The organism is Nocardia sp. NPDC049526, from assembly GCF_044465765.1.
Taxonomy (GTDB): Bacteria; Actinomycetota; Actinomycetes; order Mycobacteriales; family Mycobacteriaceae; genus Nocardia.
This window is the reverse complement of the sequence record NZ_JBITMA010000013.1, coordinates 126,511-142,411: the sequence shown is the minus strand read 5'-3', so window position 1 is coordinate 142,411 and position 15,901 is coordinate 126,511. Positions and strand designations below refer to the sequence as shown.

At 66.4% G+C, this 15,901-nt stretch carries 16 protein-coding genes and 2 pseudogenes; 7 read left to right on the top strand and 11 right to left on the bottom strand.

Annotated features, from left to right (window positions below):
* Nucleotides 1–14 precede the first annotated feature (14 nt).
* Nucleotides 15–422 (top strand): YciI family protein, encoded by a 408-nt coding sequence (locus ACIBW7_RS33705; protein ID WP_397053469.1) that lies wholly within the window; start codon nt 15–17, stop codon nt 420–422.
* 6 nt (nt 423–428) lie between these two features.
* Complete coding sequence (locus tag ACIBW7_RS33700; protein WP_397053467.1) at nt 429–1,574, top strand: RNA polymerase sigma factor; 1,146 nt, start codon at nt 429–431, stop codon at nt 1,572–1,574.
* Nucleotides 1,575–1,661: 87 nt separating this feature from the next.
* Here ACIBW7_RS33700 and ACIBW7_RS33695 read toward each other — a convergent pair whose 3' ends face one another.
* Nucleotides 1,662–2,594, bottom strand: a complete 933-nt coding sequence (locus tag ACIBW7_RS33695; protein WP_397053465.1) for a hypothetical protein — start codon at nt 2,592–2,594, stop codon at nt 1,662–1,664.
* Nucleotides 2,595–3,214: 620 nt separating this feature from the next.
* On the opposite strand from ACIBW7_RS33695, the pseudogene ACIBW7_RS33690 reads away from it, so the two are divergent.
* Nucleotides 3,215–3,325: pseudogene (locus ACIBW7_RS33690) on the top strand (DUF4158 domain-containing protein); the annotation flags it as partial.
* Between the two features lie 75 nt (nt 3,326–3,400).
* Here the strand turns inward: ACIBW7_RS33690 and ACIBW7_RS33685 are convergent.
* The 7 genes from ACIBW7_RS33685 to ACIBW7_RS33655 form a co-directional block, all read right to left on the bottom strand.
* Nucleotides 3,401–4,852: an amidase gene (locus ACIBW7_RS33685; protein ID WP_397053463.1), complete on the bottom strand. Its 1,452-nt coding sequence runs from the start codon at nt 4,850–4,852 to the stop codon at nt 3,401–3,403.
* A 462-nt stretch (nt 4,853–5,314) separates the two neighbouring features.
* Nucleotides 5,315–5,668 carry a DUF1801 domain-containing protein gene (locus tag ACIBW7_RS33680; protein ID WP_397053461.1) on the bottom strand — a complete coding sequence of 118 codons (354 nt, stop codon included), beginning with the start codon at nt 5,666–5,668 and terminating at the stop codon, nt 5,315–5,317.
* A 117-nt stretch (nt 5,669–5,785) separates the two neighbouring features.
* A complete protein-coding gene (locus tag ACIBW7_RS33675) occupies nt 5,786–6,622 on the bottom strand; it encodes an SRPBCC family protein (protein WP_397053459.1) in 837 nt (278 codons plus the stop codon).
* A complete protein-coding gene (locus ACIBW7_RS33670) occupies nt 6,619–7,176 on the bottom strand; it encodes a helix-turn-helix domain-containing protein (protein ID WP_397053457.1) in 558 nt (185 codons plus the stop codon). Before ACIBW7_RS33670 ends, ACIBW7_RS33675 begins: the two co-directional genes overlap by 4 nt.
* Nucleotides 7,177–7,563: 387 nt before the next feature.
* On the bottom strand, nt 7,564–7,899 hold the full coding sequence (locus ACIBW7_RS33665; protein WP_397053456.1) for a hypothetical protein: 336 nt from the start codon (nt 7,897–7,899) through the stop codon (nt 7,564–7,566).
* Between the two features lie 114 nt (nt 7,900–8,013).
* Nucleotides 8,014–9,099 carry a dihydrodipicolinate reductase gene (locus tag ACIBW7_RS33660; protein WP_397053454.1) on the bottom strand — a complete coding sequence of 362 codons (1,086 nt, stop codon included), beginning with the start codon at nt 9,097–9,099 and terminating at the stop codon, nt 8,014–8,016.
* Nucleotides 9,100–9,159: 60 nt separating this feature from the next.
* Nucleotides 9,160–10,209 carry a Rieske 2Fe-2S domain-containing protein gene (locus ACIBW7_RS33655; protein ID WP_397053452.1) on the bottom strand — a complete coding sequence of 350 codons (1,050 nt, stop codon included), beginning with the start codon at nt 10,207–10,209 and terminating at the stop codon, nt 9,160–9,162.
* A gap of 153 nt (nt 10,210–10,362) precedes the next feature.
* Between ACIBW7_RS33655 and ACIBW7_RS33650 the strand changes: the two genes are divergently transcribed.
* Nucleotides 10,363–10,980 (top strand): TetR/AcrR family transcriptional regulator, encoded by a 618-nt coding sequence (locus ACIBW7_RS33650; protein WP_397053450.1) that lies wholly within the window; start codon nt 10,363–10,365, stop codon nt 10,978–10,980.
* Between the two features lie 81 nt (nt 10,981–11,061).
* Here ACIBW7_RS33650 and ACIBW7_RS33645 read toward each other — a convergent pair.
* Nucleotides 11,062–12,305, bottom strand: a pseudogene (locus ACIBW7_RS33645) (transposase); the annotation flags it as partial.
* 277 nt (nt 12,306–12,582) lie between these two features.
* The gene (locus ACIBW7_RS33640) at nt 12,583–12,906 is read right to left on the bottom strand and encodes a winged helix-turn-helix transcriptional regulator (RefSeq protein ID WP_397053448.1); all 324 of its coding nucleotides are present in this window, start codon (nt 12,904–12,906) and stop codon (nt 12,583–12,585) included.
* A 74-nt stretch (nt 12,907–12,980) separates the two neighbouring features.
* Here ACIBW7_RS33640 and ACIBW7_RS33635 point away from each other — a divergent pair, with 74 nt between their 5' ends.
* Complete coding sequence (locus ACIBW7_RS33635; protein WP_397053446.1) at nt 12,981–13,580, top strand: carboxymuconolactone decarboxylase family protein; 600 nt, start codon at nt 12,981–12,983, stop codon at nt 13,578–13,580.
* A 216-nt stretch (nt 13,581–13,796) separates the two neighbouring features.
* Here the strand turns inward: ACIBW7_RS33635 and ACIBW7_RS33630 are convergent, their stop codons facing one another.
* Nucleotides 13,797–14,786 (bottom strand): helix-turn-helix transcriptional regulator, encoded by a 990-nt coding sequence (locus ACIBW7_RS33630; RefSeq protein WP_397053444.1) that lies wholly within the window; start codon nt 14,784–14,786, stop codon nt 13,797–13,799.
* A gap of 61 nt (nt 14,787–14,847) precedes the next feature.
* Between ACIBW7_RS33630 and ACIBW7_RS33625 the strand changes: the two genes are divergently transcribed.
* Both ACIBW7_RS33625 and ACIBW7_RS33620 read left to right on the top strand, forming a co-directional pair.
* Nucleotides 14,848–15,435, top strand: a complete 588-nt coding sequence (locus ACIBW7_RS33625) for a DinB family protein (protein ID WP_397053442.1) — start codon at nt 14,848–14,850, stop codon at nt 15,433–15,435.
* Complete coding sequence (locus tag ACIBW7_RS33620) at nt 15,432–15,893, top strand: VOC family protein (RefSeq protein ID WP_397053440.1); 462 nt, start codon at nt 15,432–15,434, stop codon at nt 15,891–15,893. The genes ACIBW7_RS33625 and ACIBW7_RS33620 overlap by 4 nt, the downstream gene beginning before the upstream one ends.
* The last annotated feature ends 8 nt before the right edge of the window (nt 15,894–15,901 follow it).

Below are 15,901 nucleotides of genomic sequence, written 5' to 3'. Positions count from 1 at the left end.
GCAAGGAGAACACGATGGCCAAATACCTGCTGCTCAAGCACTACCGAGGTGCGCCGGCGTCGCGCAACGACGTGCCGATGGACCAGTGGACGCCGGCGGAGCTTTCGGCCCACGTGCAGTACATGCAGGATTTCGCCGCGCGGCTCGAGGCCACCGGAGAGTTCGTCGACCATCAGGCGCTCTCCCCGGAGGGCACGTTCGTCCGCTACGACGGCGAGGGGCGACCGCCAGTCACCGACGGCCCGTTCGCGGAGACCAAGGACCTGATCGCCGGTTGGGTGATGATCGATGTCGAAACCTACGAGCGGGCGCTCGAGCTGGCCGGCGAGTTGTCCGCTGCGCCGGGTGCGAGTGGGAAGCCGATCCACGAGTGGCTCGAGGTGCGCCCGTTCCTGACCGCGCCTCCGACCATCACGGAGTGACCGACGGTGGACGAGGCACTGGTGCGGACCCTCACCCCCACGGTGATCGGGATCCTCGTCCGGCGCGGAGCCGACTTCGCGGCCGCCGAGGATGCCGTGCAGGACGCCCTGGTCGAAGCGGTGCGGGTGTGGCCGGATGATCCACCACGGGATACCAAGGGCTGGTTGGTCACCGTGGCCTGGCGCAAGTTCCTCGACGCTGCCCGCGCCGATACCTCCAGGCAGCGGCGTGAGGTGCTCGTCGAGGTCGAGCCCGTGCCCGGCCCGGGCGAGGCGGTGGACGACACGTTGCAGCTGTACTTCCTGTGCGCACACCCGTCCTTGACACCGGCCTCGGCCGTCGCGCTCACGCTGCGTGCGGTCGGCGGCCTGACCACCCGTCAGATCGCGCAGGCCTATCTCGTCCCAGAGGCGACCATGGCCCAGCGGATCAGCAGGGCCAAGCGGACCGTCTCGGGCGTTCGGTTCAACCAGACCGGTGACGTCGCCACGGTGCTGCGCGTGCTCTACCTGGTCTTCAACGAGGGCTACTCCGGCGACGTCGATCTCGCCGGTGAGGCGATCCGGCTCACTCGCCAGTTGGCGGCCAAGACCCACCATGAGGAGGTCGCGGGCCTGCTCGCGCTCATGCTGCTGCACCACGCACGGCGCCCGGCCCGGATCGGCCCCGACGGCAGGCTCGTGCCTCTTGCCGAGCAGGACCGCAGCCTGTGGAACATGCGCCTGATCGCCGAGGGCGTCGAGGTGCTCCAGGCAGCTCTCACGCGCGACCGTCTCGGCGAGTTCCAGGCCCAAGCCGCCATCGCCGCGCTGCACGCCGATGCCCGGGCGGCCGAGGAAACCGACTGGGTGCAGATCGTCGAGTGGTACGACGAACTGGTGCGCCTCACCGACAGCCCGGTGGCCCGCCTCAACCGGGCCGTCGCGGTCGGTGAGGCCGACGGCCCTCGGGCCGGCCTGGCCGCCCTGGCCGAGCTCGACCCCGCCCTGCCCCGCTACGCCGCCGTCGCGGCGTACCTGCACGAACGTGACGGTGACCCGGTGACCGCGGCACGGCTCTACAGCGAAGCTGCCCGCTCGGCGTCCAGCCTCCCCGAACGCGACCACCTCACGCGACAGGCCGCACGGCTCAACGCGCAGCTGCGCGGTTGAGCCGGGGGCGTGAGCGGTGAACCGGGATACCTGTCGATCCGAATTGGCACCCGGACAAGGCGTGCCCGGCCCTGATAACGATTGCCCCTATCCGCGAGCGCCGTCGGCGGCCAATCCGGTTCGGCTCTGGCGGGATTCGGCGACCATATGGTCGAGCTGGCGTTCGGCGCGTTCGGCGCGGGCCAGGGTTTGGGCGCGGGCATCGTCCAGCGTGGCCAACCGTTCAGCCGCTTCGCGCCGCGCCTGCTCGAGCGCGACCGCTGATTCGGCGCGCACCGCAGCGACCTCTGCACTTGCCGCGCGGCGCACCTCGACGAGTTCATTGCGTGTGCGATCGAGTTCCTCGCGCAGTCGGTTCAGTTCCTCGCGCGCATCCGCGACGGCCTGGTTGCGTTCGGCCACGGCCTGTTCGGCACGTTCGATGGCACGTTCGGCATCAGCGGCGCGCTGTACCGCAAGATCGCGTTCAGCGCCGGCCGCGGTGATCTGTTGGGCGGATTCACGCCGGATCTGCTCGATTTCCGTCGCCGCCTTCCGGCGCGCCAGTTCCACATCCTCGGTGGCCTGCTGCCGCGCGCGTTCCACATCGTCGGCGGCTTCGCGGCGAATGGTGCGGATTTCGGCATCGGCCTCACTGCGTGCCGCGAAGACATCGTCGGCGGCTTGTTTGGTGACCCGTTCGACCTCACGTAACGCATCCGACCGCGCCGTATTCGCTTCGGCCACCAGTGATTCCGCATGTTCGGCCGCGCTCGCCGCATCGTCGGCGGCTGATTCCGCGGCCGCGCGCGCCTCCTCCGCTTCACGTCGCGCCTGATCCGCGGCCACCGTGGCGACCTCAGCCTCGGCGATGCGCCGTGCAGTATCCGCCTGCACGGCCTGAACCTGCGCCTCGGCGATCGCCGGATCGGCAAGCGTGGACAGCTCGGCCACCGCCGCATTCAGCGTGTTCCCCAATTGATCGGCCAGTCCACGGAACTGGGTGAGCAGCTCATCCGCGCGCAACCGAGCCACCGTCACCGGCCCCTTTTGCGTCACAGTGACGGCAGTCGCCGGCGTCTGTGACTCCTGTTGCTGCCGTTGCCGTTCTCGCCAAGCGCGCCACCGGGTGTGCTCCGGGTGATCGCAGTATTCCGAGGGCCGCCCCGGCCCGCCGCCGCGCGTAATCGGTCGAGCACATCCGGGGTAGTTGCAAACGTTGGACACCGCAGAATCGTAGCGTTGGTTTCGTCGAATCCAACGTATTCACACGAAACGAAATCCGTGTCGCCCCAAAGTCCTTCAGCCCGCCAACCCAGTGGATCTGACCCCCGATAAGTGAACATTATCGGGGGTCAGACACCCCTGAAGCCTCGCGATCCGTCTATCAGAGTTTCGTTTTCGTTTGGTATGCACATACGAAACGAATCCCCAACGGAACCGGTGAAAAACTGGGTACCCGGCACTTCGCGCACAAGCCAGTTGGGATTCTCGAATGTCAGTTGTCCCGTCTCGGCGGATCTGGACGAGTCTCAATAGTTCTGGACTTTGCGCTCGTCACAGGTGAGCTACGCGGGGTATGGGAGCATTCGCCAGAGATCCGGCGTTAAGCCGGTCAGCGAGTGGTGTTGGGGTGTGGGTGGTTTCATGTCGCGGTGACCGACCGGTTGGGGTTTGCGGTACAGCTGGTGACGGTGCGGAATTTGGGAATGCTCCCGGCTGATCCGCTGGATGTGTCTGGTGAGCTGGTCGACTATCTGGCTGAGCAGGTCATCGACCGTGCTCTGTCGACCGGCTTGTCATTCGTCATCCGCACCTCGTCCTCGACGGACACCCGGCAGTGCGCCCTATTCTGGTGCCTGGAAGCCGCCGATCTTCTGCTCGAGCAGTTCGGCCAGCCGCAGCGGGGTGCGGTCCTCGAACATCGGACCGATGAGCTGCACTCCCACCGGCAGCCCCTCGGGAGACCGGCCCGTGGGTATGGCGGTGGCAGGCAGGCCGGGCATGGTGGCCATACCGGCCCAGACGAGCTGATCGAAGTACGGGTACTCGACGCCGTCGATGTCGATGTGCCGGTTCTCCAGACCTCCGTTGTGGTCGTGCGGGAAGGCGGGAGTGGGCGTGATGGGGCACACCACGGCGTCGAACTCGGCGAAGAGCTGCCGCCAGCCGTGGCGGTGGAGTTCGCGACGGTTGTTCGCCTCGGCCCAGTCGCGGTGGCTGAGCACCATGCCGCGCAGCCGCGCCGCATCGAGACTCCGATCGTCCGCGCTCAGGGCGGCGGCGTGGGTCTGCAGCTGTTCGTACACGTCGACGGGAAGACCTGCGGCGGCGTTCGACAGCATCAGCTGCATGTAGAGCGTCGCGGCTTCGGCCGGATCGGGCAGCATCGGACTGTGCCGTTCGACGTGGGCGCCCTCGTCGACGAGCGCCTCGGCGACCCGGTTCACGCCCGCCCGCACCGCAGATCCGGTCGGAATGAGCGGATGGTCCTCGATGATCAGGACCCGGAAGTCCGACAGCCGTTGGTGGCGCGCGGGCGGCAGTGCGAGGTCGTAGGCGACGCCGTGGGTCAGCGGGTCCGGTCCGGCCATCACGTCGAGCAGCAGCGTGAGGTCGCGGGCGGTGCGCGCCATCGGGCCGACGACGGCGAGGTCGAGGTCGATCGGCAAGGCCGGCGCGGGCGGCGCGACCATGCCGCGGGTCGGCGCCAGCCCGAGTGTCGGCTTGTGCGCGTAGATGCCGCAGAAATGCGCGGGGGTGCGCAGCGAACCGGCGAGGTCGGAGCCGATGGACAGCGCGCCGAATCCGGACGCCAGGGCCGCCGCCGAACCGCCGGACGATCCACCCGACGTGCGGCCGTGATCCCACGGATTGTTGGTGGTGCCGTAGATCTCGTTGAAGCTCTGGATATCTCGCAGCGTCATCGGCACATTGGTCTTGCCGAGCAGCACCGCGCCGGCTGCCTTCAACCGCGACACCTGTACCGCGTCCTCGGTCGCTACGTAGTTCGCGTGCTGCGGTATGCCCCAGGTCGTGGGCAGCCCGGCGATGTTGTAGGACTCTTTGACCGTGACCGGAATGCCGAGCAGCGGCCGGTCCTCGCCGTGGGCACGCGCCTGGTCAGCACGATGTGCGGCGGCCCGTGCACGGTCGAAGTCCGGCACACAGATCGCGTTGATCGCCTTGTCGTCGCGCTCGATACGAGCGATCGCCTCCTCGGTCAGTTCCACCGAGGTCACCGCACCGGCACGTAACGCAGCCGAAAGCTCTTCGGCCGACCGAAAATTCCACTCCATGAATCCGACGCTATCGGCCTGCCGCAGAGGACATAAAATGCCGCTTCACACAATGGGGAGGTCGAACGGGCCACCTTCACTGGCAAAGTCACGCACTCGTTCTGCCATCGAAGATGGCCCACCCCAGGTCACAGTGTCGGCAGTGGGCCGACTCCCTTACCACAGGGCATGAAATGCCGCTTCGCACAACGGGATAGATGTCTCAATACTCATCATGTTCCTGCCTCGGCCACAGCCTGTTCGCCCGACCGCTGGCCATGGTGCCGGAACTCCTTAGCGCCGGATCTCGGGCGACTGTCCCTCAACCCCAGGTACTTTCTTCGGCGATTACTACCGGGACCCCCACCATTCCGGTTGAGTTCCATCTGCCCGTTCGACGATCAGGAGAGGAAAAGTCGCGGCTTTATTCGCCTCCGTCACAGAGTATTTCGGCGGAGGCAATGGCGTGCTGCGTTGTCGTTGCTACGTCGATCGGAGCGTCGTCGTGGTTCTGGTCAAGAGTTCCGACAACTTGGTGTAGTCGACGGCTTGGCCTTCGGTGAGGGTGACGGCTTTGCGTTCACCGTTGCCGAGAGACCGTAGGAGCCCCTTGACCTCGGGAATGTCCGTGGCGTTGAACACCATGAACGACACCTTGCCCTTCGAGACGGAGATGACCGCGGCGTAGTCGCCGTTGAGCAGGTAGTGGGGCTTGCCGTAACGCAGGCTTTCCTCGACGCCGGGAAGCGTGTCGTGGATCATCTGGCGCAGCTTCTCGCACAACGCGGCTTGCCACGACGGCTGTCCGGCGATGTAGTCGGTGACCTTGTTGTCCATGGTGTTGTTCCTTTGCGATGCGGGATAGTTCGGGCCTAGTCGCGCCGATGGCCGGTGGCGTGGGCCCGGGATGGAAATGGAAAATGGTTTCGGGTGACGTGCTGACCCCTGGGTCGGTCACGCGGCGACGGTGATCGGTTCCCATTCGGGGATTTCGTGATAGCGGCGCAGCTCGGCGAGCCCGGCGAGCAGCCCCAGCCAAGCGGCGTAGGGCGGATTGCCCTGGTCGAATCCGCTAGAGACGAGGGTGAGGCGCGTTTTGCCGTCGGAGTCGGCGAGTTCCCAGGTGCTGATACCCCCTGGTCCCCAGTTGATGCTGACGCGGCGTTCGGGAACGAGGTCGACGATGATCGCGGGGTGGGGGTTGTTGTCGATCCCGCCCATTGCGAACCGGCCGTCGATGTGGGGTTCGATCTCGACTGGATAGCCGAACCATTCGGAGACTTTCTGCGAGGAGATCAACGAGTCGTAGACCTGGGCGGCGGGAGCGTCGATATCGACCTCGGCATCGAGATCGCTGGTGGTGAAGTCGCCTCGGGTAGTGAGTGGGCGGCCATCGAGGTAGTCGACCAGGTTGGCGAGTGACAGGGCCCAGAACGATTGCAGGACACCGCGAATACTGGCGCCGGTAATCACGTCGTTGAAGTCGAAATGGCTCTGGGTCACTGTCACCCGTGTTTCCGCGTCTTCGACACCGATGGCGATCTCGGTCGTGGTCTGCTCACCGTCGAGCAGCCACTTGAAAGTGATCGTCGAGTCGGTGGCCGACATCAGTTCTTGGTGCGGCCCGTCGCCTTCGGGGATGGACGGGCCCCAGAATGCGTAGCGTCGCGGGAGGTCGATGTCGGCCTTCTCGGCCAGCCAGGTGGTCACTGCCTGCGAGTCGGTGAGCGCTTTGAGCGCCGCGCTGGGAGAGGCGCTGGTGCGAACGCTGATGATGAGTGGTTCGGTCATGGTTTGTCCTCTTCGAAGGGGTAGCACGCGACGGCAAGCTTGAACGGATCTCCCTCGCGGCCGCCATATTTCGTGAACAGTGTTTGCAGCGTTGTCTGTAGTTCGGTCAGAAACTCGGCGCGCCGGTCCGGGTGGATCCAGATCTGTCCGGAGATGCCCAGCGATGGCAGATCCGGATAGGACAGGTCGATACCCGCGACGTCTCGTTGGACTTCTTCGGTCAGGTCCAGCAGATGTCCGAGGCTGGTCGCATCACTCGAGCGTCGCACGCCGAGATGGCCGACGAGCCGGGGCGAGAGCCAGTAGGAACGGGCCGCCGCCTGATAGATGCCCTCTCGAAGATTGCGGACCGTGCGCTCGGCGATCTGGCGGACCAAGCCGTTGTCCACAAGTCGTTTGACGTGGTAGTTGACGCGCTGCGGGGATTGATCGAGAAGTCTGGCCACGTCCGCGCACGTCGCCGGCTCAGCCAGCGCGCGAATGATCTCGATCCGCTGCGGTTTGAGCAGGACCTCCGCTTGCTCGACCGAGTCGAGATAGATGACTTCCCTCACAAAATGAATTTTACATAAAAATACGATTTTGTGAAGCCGCATGCGGTGGCTCAGGCGCCGTAGGCGTTCGTCACCGGCCAGCCGTGATCGCGGACAGGTGAAATAGCTTGTGCGCGGGCGTTTTCCGCACCCGGACGGCTACGCCCGCAGCCGCGGGTAGCCGGAGCCCAATGGCCCCGAAGCGCAACCGCGTTTCGGGGCCATTGCTTGTAGGGGCGAGGGCCAGATGACCGGAATCCGGCGTTACGGATTCTGAAGTCCGGGGGAAGTCCGCGGACGATCCGCCGGGTCTGCTCGGCCCGTGCGGTGAGCCGAAGCTCCTTCGGGGTGCTCTCGGGGTTCCGGTAGTAACCGCGCGAAAACCAACGGATATGGCGAAGGCGCAGTTCAGCGTCGGCGCTCGGCTCCCGGACCGAGCAGAGCGGTGAGATCGCGCATCGCCTGCGGCGAGGGCTTGAAGTAGCGGCGCAGGTTCTCGGCCTTGCGGTGCCGCGATTTGGCCATCAGTTCGAGCAGGCTCGCGCCGGATTCGCCGAGGTGCGTGAGACCGGAATGTCTGAGTTCGTGCAGATCCCAGCCGGTGCCGGGTCCGTCGAGCGCGGTGGCGGCGTCGAGCAGATCGCGGGCCTGGTCATAGGACAGCCGCGCCAGGCCGGTGTCGGGGCAGAGGTCGCGCTCGGCGAGGCATTTGCCGGGGCCGGGCCGGCAGTGCGTTACGAACACCGGCCCGCGCGTGCGGCTGCGGATCAGCCTCGGTAGCAGCCGGGCGGTGCCCGCATACCCCGATAACAGCCCATTATCCGGGGTAGCGTCGTGGGTGGCCGGGGGCCGGGGAGCTCAGATGTTGAAGCGGCCGGCGAAGCCGCGCAGGGGCAGGTCGGCGCTAGTGATGATGCCGGGGCGGGCGGCGACGACGGATTTGATGGCGTTGAGGGCGGGCAGGCCGGTGACGGTCATGCCGATAGCGGCGAAGTTCTCCGGCTTCGACAGGTCCATGTCCTTGCGCGGGAAGATCATGTGCTTGCTGTAGATGTTGGGGTCGCCGGTGACCTGGGTGATGTAGCAGCCCTTGATGTTCCACGCTGGGTCGGTGTGCGGGGTCATCTGCCATTCGAGGTGTGTCTCCACGCGCGCGACGCCGTCGACCATGCCCTGGTACTTGATGTAGTTGGCACCCAGTGAGCCCTTGGGCATGAAGTACCAGCCGAGGTCGACGTCCTTGGTGCAGGCGCCGAGTTCGTAGCTGAATGTCACCTCGTCGAGTTCGAGTCCGAAGGCGTCGGCCATGAGGTAGACCGAGTCGGCGAAGACGGCGGTGTACTTGTAGAGCGAATCGGGAATCGTCGGATCGTCGATCGGGCGGCCGTAGCCGACGGCCTTCCAGGTGTCCACGGAGTGATGGCAGGACACATCCACGGATTCGGTGACGGTGACGTTCTCGATATCGGCGACGTCGGCGGTGTGCACGATGCCCAGGATCTGGCACAGGCCGGGATTCATGCCGGTGCCGTAGAAGGTGGAACCGCCACGCTCACAGGCGGATTGGATGACCTCGCTGACCTTGCGGCCCGAGGGATGCGAGTGGTTGCGGTCGCGGTGGAAACCGGTGATCCAGTCCGCGGTGGTCACCACGTCGATACCGGCCTCGAGCACTTTTTCGTAGAGTTCCTCGTCCGGGAACACACCGTGGAAGGTGAGCACGTCGGGCCGCGCGGCGATGATCTCCTCGACCGAGCCCGTAGCGACCACCCCGATCGGGCCGATGCCCACGATCTCCCCGGCGTCGCGGCCGATCTTGTCGGGCGAATAGCAGTGCAGGCCGACGAGTTCGAGATCGGGGTGGTTGCGGATGCGGCCGATCATCTCGGTGCCGAGGTTGCCGGTGGCGACCTGGAATACCCGGATCTTGCCGGAAGTGCTCATGAGCGGTGTCTCTTTCTGTCTGTGCTTCGTGCGATGTGGGTGCCGGTGTCGGTGTGGGGCTCAGCCTGGGGTGTTCGCGGGGTGCACGGCGCCGCTGTCGGGGCGGCGTGGGTCGGTGCCCGCGGGTCCGCCGTCGGGATAGAACTGCACGGCCCAGTCGCGCAGCGCCTTGAAGCCCTTGAACTCCTTCTGCGACAGGGCGGGCGGGTCGGAGTAGCGTTGATGCGCCCAGATGTGGACGTCGGCTTCGAACTGCTCGATCACGAAATCGGCCATGGTCTTGCCGTAGCGGCCGATCTCGGGGCTCTCGTCGCCGGGCTTGCGGCCGATCCACACGGTGAACCGCACATCGGAGGTGTATTCGTCGACCGGTGTCACCGCGGGCATGGTGCGGTTGTCGACCATGCCCCAGCTCTTGGTGATCGAACAGCCCAATCCGGCGTTGATCGATTCCACGCCACTGTTGACTTGGTCCTCGGCGATGCCTTCGTCGAAGGCGATGGTGAAATCGACGTAGGAGACCGGTCCGGAGAAATCGTGACGGGTGAACTCCGGTACGAACGGCGTCTTGTGCACCACCTTGAAGTGCGCGAAGTCGACGCCGTTCTCCATGACGTACTGCGGATGCAGTTCCAGGCCCGACCGGAACAATGTCGCGGCGGGCACCGGCGGATAGTAGTCCGCGGCGGTCTTGCCGTCACCGAACGCCTCGAACATGTCCGGCACCTCGAAATACGGTGCGCGGCCCGCGGTGTCGTACCAGATCCACACCGCCTCGTTGCGCTCGACGACCGGGTAACTGCGGATGCGGCGACCTTTGTTCGGGTGGCTCTCGTAGGGGATGCACACATTGCGGCCCTCGCGATTCCACTCCCACCCATGGAACGGGCATACCAGGTTCTCGCCGTAGACCTGTCCGCCGTAGCCGAGGTGGGCGCCGAGGTGTTCGCAGTAGGCGTCGAAGACCGCGAGGTCGCCTGAGGCCGATCGCCACCCCACCATCTCACGCCCGAAGTACTTCATCCGGTGCACCGCGCCGACCTCGATCTCGGTGCTCCACGCGACTTGGAACCATCCCGTCGGCTCCATCGACAGTGGTGGTTTGGCCATCTCGATCCTCCACGTCTTTCGAGGGCTGTCCGTCTCGGCGCGGATTGTCGGCCGCGCGCTCGGAGAACACGATAATAGAACCCTCTTTGAAACAATACAAGAGGGTTGGTTGAAACTGGATTCCCCAGGTCGATCTGGGTAGTATCGAGCCTCGTGACGGAGGTAGCGGTGAACGGGAGACGCGCGAACAAGCGCGGGATCCAATCGCGGGAAGCCATGCTCGAGGCGGCGATCGCCTCGCTGTCGACTGGCGATCCTGCCGCGGTCTCCGGCAATCGGATCGCGCGTGACATCGGCGCTACCTGGGGTGTCGTCAAATACCAGTTCGGTGACATCGACGGCCTGTGGGCCGCGGTCCTGCGCTACACCGCCGTCAAGCGCGGGGACCTGCCCGCGGGAGTCAAACCAGATGGCACCCTGCACGAACGGATCGCCGCCCTCATTCACGCGATGGCCATCGGACTACGCCAGCCCGAGTCATTGGCCATCGAGACCCTGCGCGCGGCGCTACCCCGCGACCACGCCGAACTCGAACGCGACTACCCGCTCACCGCCGCCGAGCTGGCGTCCTGGAAACCGCACTGGGACAAGGCATGCCAGGGGGCCTTCGCTGATCTGGAACTCGATCCGGTCAAGGTGCGCCGGGTGGCGGCGCTGATCCCGGCGGCCATGCGCGGAATCACCTCCGAGCGAACCCTGGGCACCTACAGCGACCTCGACGACGCTATCGAAGGGCTCATCGGCGGCATGGTCGCCTACCTCGAAAGCTGAGCCGGTCTCGGACCGCGATCACCGGCAGCAGTCTCCTACTCCCACAGTCCGGCCCCCGGCGCCCGGCCGCGAAGAGCAGGGTCAGAACAACGTGTCGCGCACTCGCAGCGGCCGGCACCCGGTCGGCCCGAGCTGGGCCAACTCGGCGTCGATGTCGACCTCGATCGCGCCGAAGAAGTTGATGTTGGCGCTGTGCGCCGGGGAGATGTGGGCCAGGACCTCGTCGTCGATCCGCTGCCCGGACCGGCGCATCTGCTCGACCGCGAGACCGTAATACTCTGTGGTCCAAGCGATCACGGCGTTGGTGGCCAGGGTCGGGCACAGGCTTGTTCGGCCTGCTGCTCGAGGTGGCGTGCCCGGAGCATGCCCTCGTGGGCGTAGAGCAGGTCGCGGCGCAGCGCGTGCAACGATTCGCCCTTGTTGAGCTGACGGGCGATCTTGCGCCGGTAGTCCGGATCCGACAGGTATTTCGCGGCGTAGATCGTGCGGCGCAGCGCCCCGTACTCTTTCAGTGCGGCCGCGAGGGTGTTCTGGCGTCCCGATGCCGAGAGCTTGCCGACCAGCAGGGAGGCGGTGGCGTGCCCGAACTTCAGCGACCCGGCCAGCCGGAGTAGGTCGTCCCAGTGCTCGGCGATCAACTCCAGGTTCAGTTTGCGGGTCAGCAAGGGTCCCACCTGCGAGAACCGGGCCTCGGCGGCGGCGCGGGGTTCGCACCGATACAAGGTGATGCGGCCCAGGTCCCGGATGCGAGGTGAGAGCTGCATCCCCAGCAGGTCGAACAGGCCGAAGTTCACCAGGGTGACGCCGTGGGTATCGGTGGCATGCTCGGTGATCGGCAGATCCGTCGCGTTGCCGAGGATTTCGTCGAGCACGTAGTGGGCTTCACGTTTGGTGGCGACGATGACCTTGGTGCCGTAGGTGGCGTGCTGGTCGGTGCCATGGGTGTAGGTCGACAGGCCCTGTTCGGCGAAATAGCGGCTCATCGGCCGCGCTGTCGTCGACTTCCCGCGCGTCGGGAACCGCTGCCCGTCGCTGGAGGACAGCGTGCCAGCCCCGAACACCGCGGTCAGCGGCAGGCGCTGGTGGTAGTCGATCAGCACCAGATTCGCCGCGCGCAGAGTCTCCTCGCGCACATACCAGTCGTTGGTCCAGGACAGGATGTCGTAGGTGATGCCGCATGCCTCGGCCATCCGCGTCAGCCCGAGGTTGGTCGAGTGCGCCAGCAGCACCGCGATCAGGTTGCGTCTGAGCTCCGGGGTGCGGGTGGACTGGCCGCCGCGGTGGGTGAAGCAGTCCAGGTAGCCGGTGCGCTTGTCCAGCTCGATTCAGCCGATGGATGGTCATCAACCCCGGCCCTATGTTCTTCGAACAAACCATGATGAGGGGCTTCTGGGGTGCCGAGCGCGCCGAGGAGATCGGCGCAACCGAACGCGGCCGCCTCGTCGGCGAGCTGGCCGGCTTGGCCGCACGCGGCGTCCTGCAGCTCGAGATCGAGGTGAGCTATCCGCTCCCCCAGGCAGCCGCGACCACCGAAACCGCGTGCCGCGATGCCAAGGTTGCCCTGCGGGCGATAACCGCCCTGAATGCCCGAACTATTCAGAACTATTGCGACTCGGCCCATTCGGTTGCCCAGGCGTCGAGTGGGCCGAGTGCACCGCGCAGGCCCGTACCGAGCGGGGTGAGCGCGTAGCCGTCATCGGTAGCCGTGATCAGCCCTGCGGCGGTGAGTTCACCCAAGCGCTGGTAGAGCACGCTCGAGGACAATCCCTGACAGCGGGCCAGCAGAGCGCGGGCCCTGACCGGTCCGTCGCGCAGTTCCCACACGATACGCAGCGTCCAACGACGGCCGAGTAGATCCAGCGCGGCCATGAGCGGCCGGCCGGTGGTCGAGCCGCGGACCGGGTGGCCCGGACGGGGGGCGGCCATCACACTCCTTGTGTTTCGATTATCGAAACACTAGCATTCGAGGTGTTTCTATTTCCGAAACGCTTGGAGTTGGAATGTCCAGAATCGACCCTCTGGAACCGCCCTACACCGACGAGGCAGGCGAACTGCTGGCCCGCATGATGCCCTCGGGCGCCCCACCCATCGCGCTGTTCCGGCTCTTCGCCCGCAACCTGCCCATGGCGACGGCCATGCACGGCTGGGGCAGTTACGAACTGGGCCGGGAACTCTCGCTGAGCCTGCGCGAACGCGAACTAGTCATCGACCGCACCTGCGCCCGCTGCGGCTGCGAGTACGAATGGGGCGTGCACATCGCGGTATTCGCCGCCCGGGCGGGCATCACCGCCGAAGAACAGACCTCCCTGACCCACGGCAGCCCCGAAGATCCCTGCTGGACAACCGAATCCGAGCGGCTGTTGCTGCTGGCCGTGGACGCCCTGCACGATCATGGCGATATCGACGATGTGCTGTGGGCCCGGCTCGCGGCCGCGTTCGACGAGCAGCGGCTGCTGGATCTGCTGCTGCTGTGCGGCTGGTACCACGCGATCAGCTTCACCGCCCGCGTGACGCGACTGCCGTCCGAACCCGGCACACCGCGTTTCGCCGATGTGCTCCCGCACACCGAAACCGTTGGGGCACCGGCTGATCGCGGCTAGCCGAGCAGTTCGTCGAGATAGCACCAGTGCCGGGATTCGCCGACGTTCTCTTCTGATCACACCTACGTTGGCTGTTCGTACCCTCGAACATCCCTATGTCGATGGGCCGATTATCGGTGGTCGCTCGTGGTTGCTATTGCGATCGTGGTCGGACCCGAGCCGGTGGCGCCATAGTGCATTACCTTGTGCTGCACCTACCTTGGCGATGGTCGCGGCTCACGAGTCCGCCATCTCCGGCATCGTTGCACCGGCCGACAGCAGTCGCTGCGCCAGCGCGTGACAGCGCTTCGAAAGCTCTGGCGGGTCGAGTACCTCGAACTCGTGCCCCAGTAGGAGCGTGTGCATGAGCACGGCGTCGAGGTTTTCGGCGCCACTGAGTACCTCGCAGCGCTCGTTCCCGCGCGGTCGTACGACGGCCGCGGACGCTGGAATCTGCGAACGCACGGTGTCGGCCGAGGCGTGCACGAGGAAGCGCGCTCGGTGCGGGTAGACCCGGCTCGCGACACCCTCCTGCACGTACGTCGCCGCGTCGGGCGCGGGGCGCGGGCGGAAGCGCCAGGTGCGGGCCGACACCTCGGTCATCTTGTCGACGCGGAAGCTGCGCCAGTCGTCGCGATCGAGGTCGTAGGCGAGTAGGTACCAGCGCCGGTCGGAGGCGACCAAACGGTAGGGCTCGACCTGCCGCCGTCGCGCCTGGCTTCCGGACGGGTAGTCGAATCCGGCCTCGACCTCGTCGCGGCAGGCTCTGGCCAGCATCATGAGCACCTCTGGGTCGACCGGCGTGCGGCCGCCGCCGAAGGATTCGACCGAGCCGGAGAGCGCACGCACCTCGTGCCGCAACCGGGTGGGCAGCACCCGATCGAGCTTGGTCAGCGCCCGCAGTGCTGCGTCGCCTGCGCTGGCGATCGCGCCACCCGCGCCGACCAGTAGCGAGACCGCGGTGACGATCGCCTCCTGGTCGTCGAGCAGTAGCGGGGGCAGGTCCTGCCCCGCGCCGAGCCGGTAGCCGCCGCCGACACCCTGGCTGGCATGCACCGGATAGCCGAGCGTGCGCAGCCGCTCGACATCGCGCCGTACCGTGCGCGGCGTGACCCCGAGCCGGTCGGCCAGTTCGGGGCCGGTCCAGACCTGGCGTTGCTGCAGCAGCCCGAGCAGGGTGAGCACCCGTTCCGTCGTACCCCGCTCCGCGCCGGTTGCCACGTCCATGTCGCCCACCTGTCAGAAATAGCGGACCGATTCTGTCCGCTAGACGTGTCAGGGTAGCTCCATGGACGTAGACGAACTCGACTGGAACCGGACGCTGCGCGAGCAGTGGGAGTTCCATTGGGACCATCAGCTCCGAGCGCGGCTCGACGGCCTCACCGACGACGAGTACTTCTGGTCGCCGGTGCCGGATACCTGGAGCGTGCGGCCACGCGGCAGCTCGACGGCGCCCGTGCAGGCCGGTGCCGGGGACTTGACGATCGACTACGCTTTCCCGCAGCCGGTCCCCGCGCCCTTCACCACGATCGCCTGGCGACTCGGTCATGTCATCGTCGGCGTGCTCGCGGCACGTAACGCGGCGCATTTCGGCGCACCGGCGGCGTCGTACGAGACCTGGGAATACGCGCCTAGTGCGGCCACTGCGCTCGATCAACTCGAGGCCCAGCTCGACGTCTGGCTGGCCGGGGTGCGTGGCCTCGGCGAGGCCGAACTCCGGGTCCCGGTCGGCGCGAAGGAGCCCTTCCCCGAGTTGCCCATGGCCGATCTGGTGCTGCACATCCACCGCGAGTTGATCCACCACATGTCCGAGGTCTGCCTGCTGCGCGACCTCTACCTGCACACGAAATCCGCCACGAACGGAGCAGCCCGATGAGCCGCCATGTCCAGATCACCTTCGATGCCCACGACCCGAAGGCACTGTCCACCTTCTGGCGCGAGGTACTGGGCTATGTCCACCCCGGCCCGCCCGGAGTCGACCTGCCCGCCGATGCCGACCCGCTGGCCGCATGGGAGGAGTTCCTCGCTCGTATCGGTGTACCGCCGGAGCAGCGCAACACGAGATCGGCCATCGAGGACCCGCACGGGCGCGGCCCACGATTGTTCTTCCAGCAGGTGCCGGAGGACAAGGTCGCCAAGAACCGCGTCCACCTCGACGTCCGTGCGGCTCCCGGACTACAGGGCGAGGAACGGATGGCGGCGCTGGAGACCGAATGTGATCGGCTCGTCGCGCTGGGAGCGACACGGGTACGTCGCGACGAGCCCGAGCCCCCGTTGAGCGCCGGGTTCATCGTGATGACCGACCCCGAGGGCAACGAGTTCTGCCTGGACTGATCCGCCGG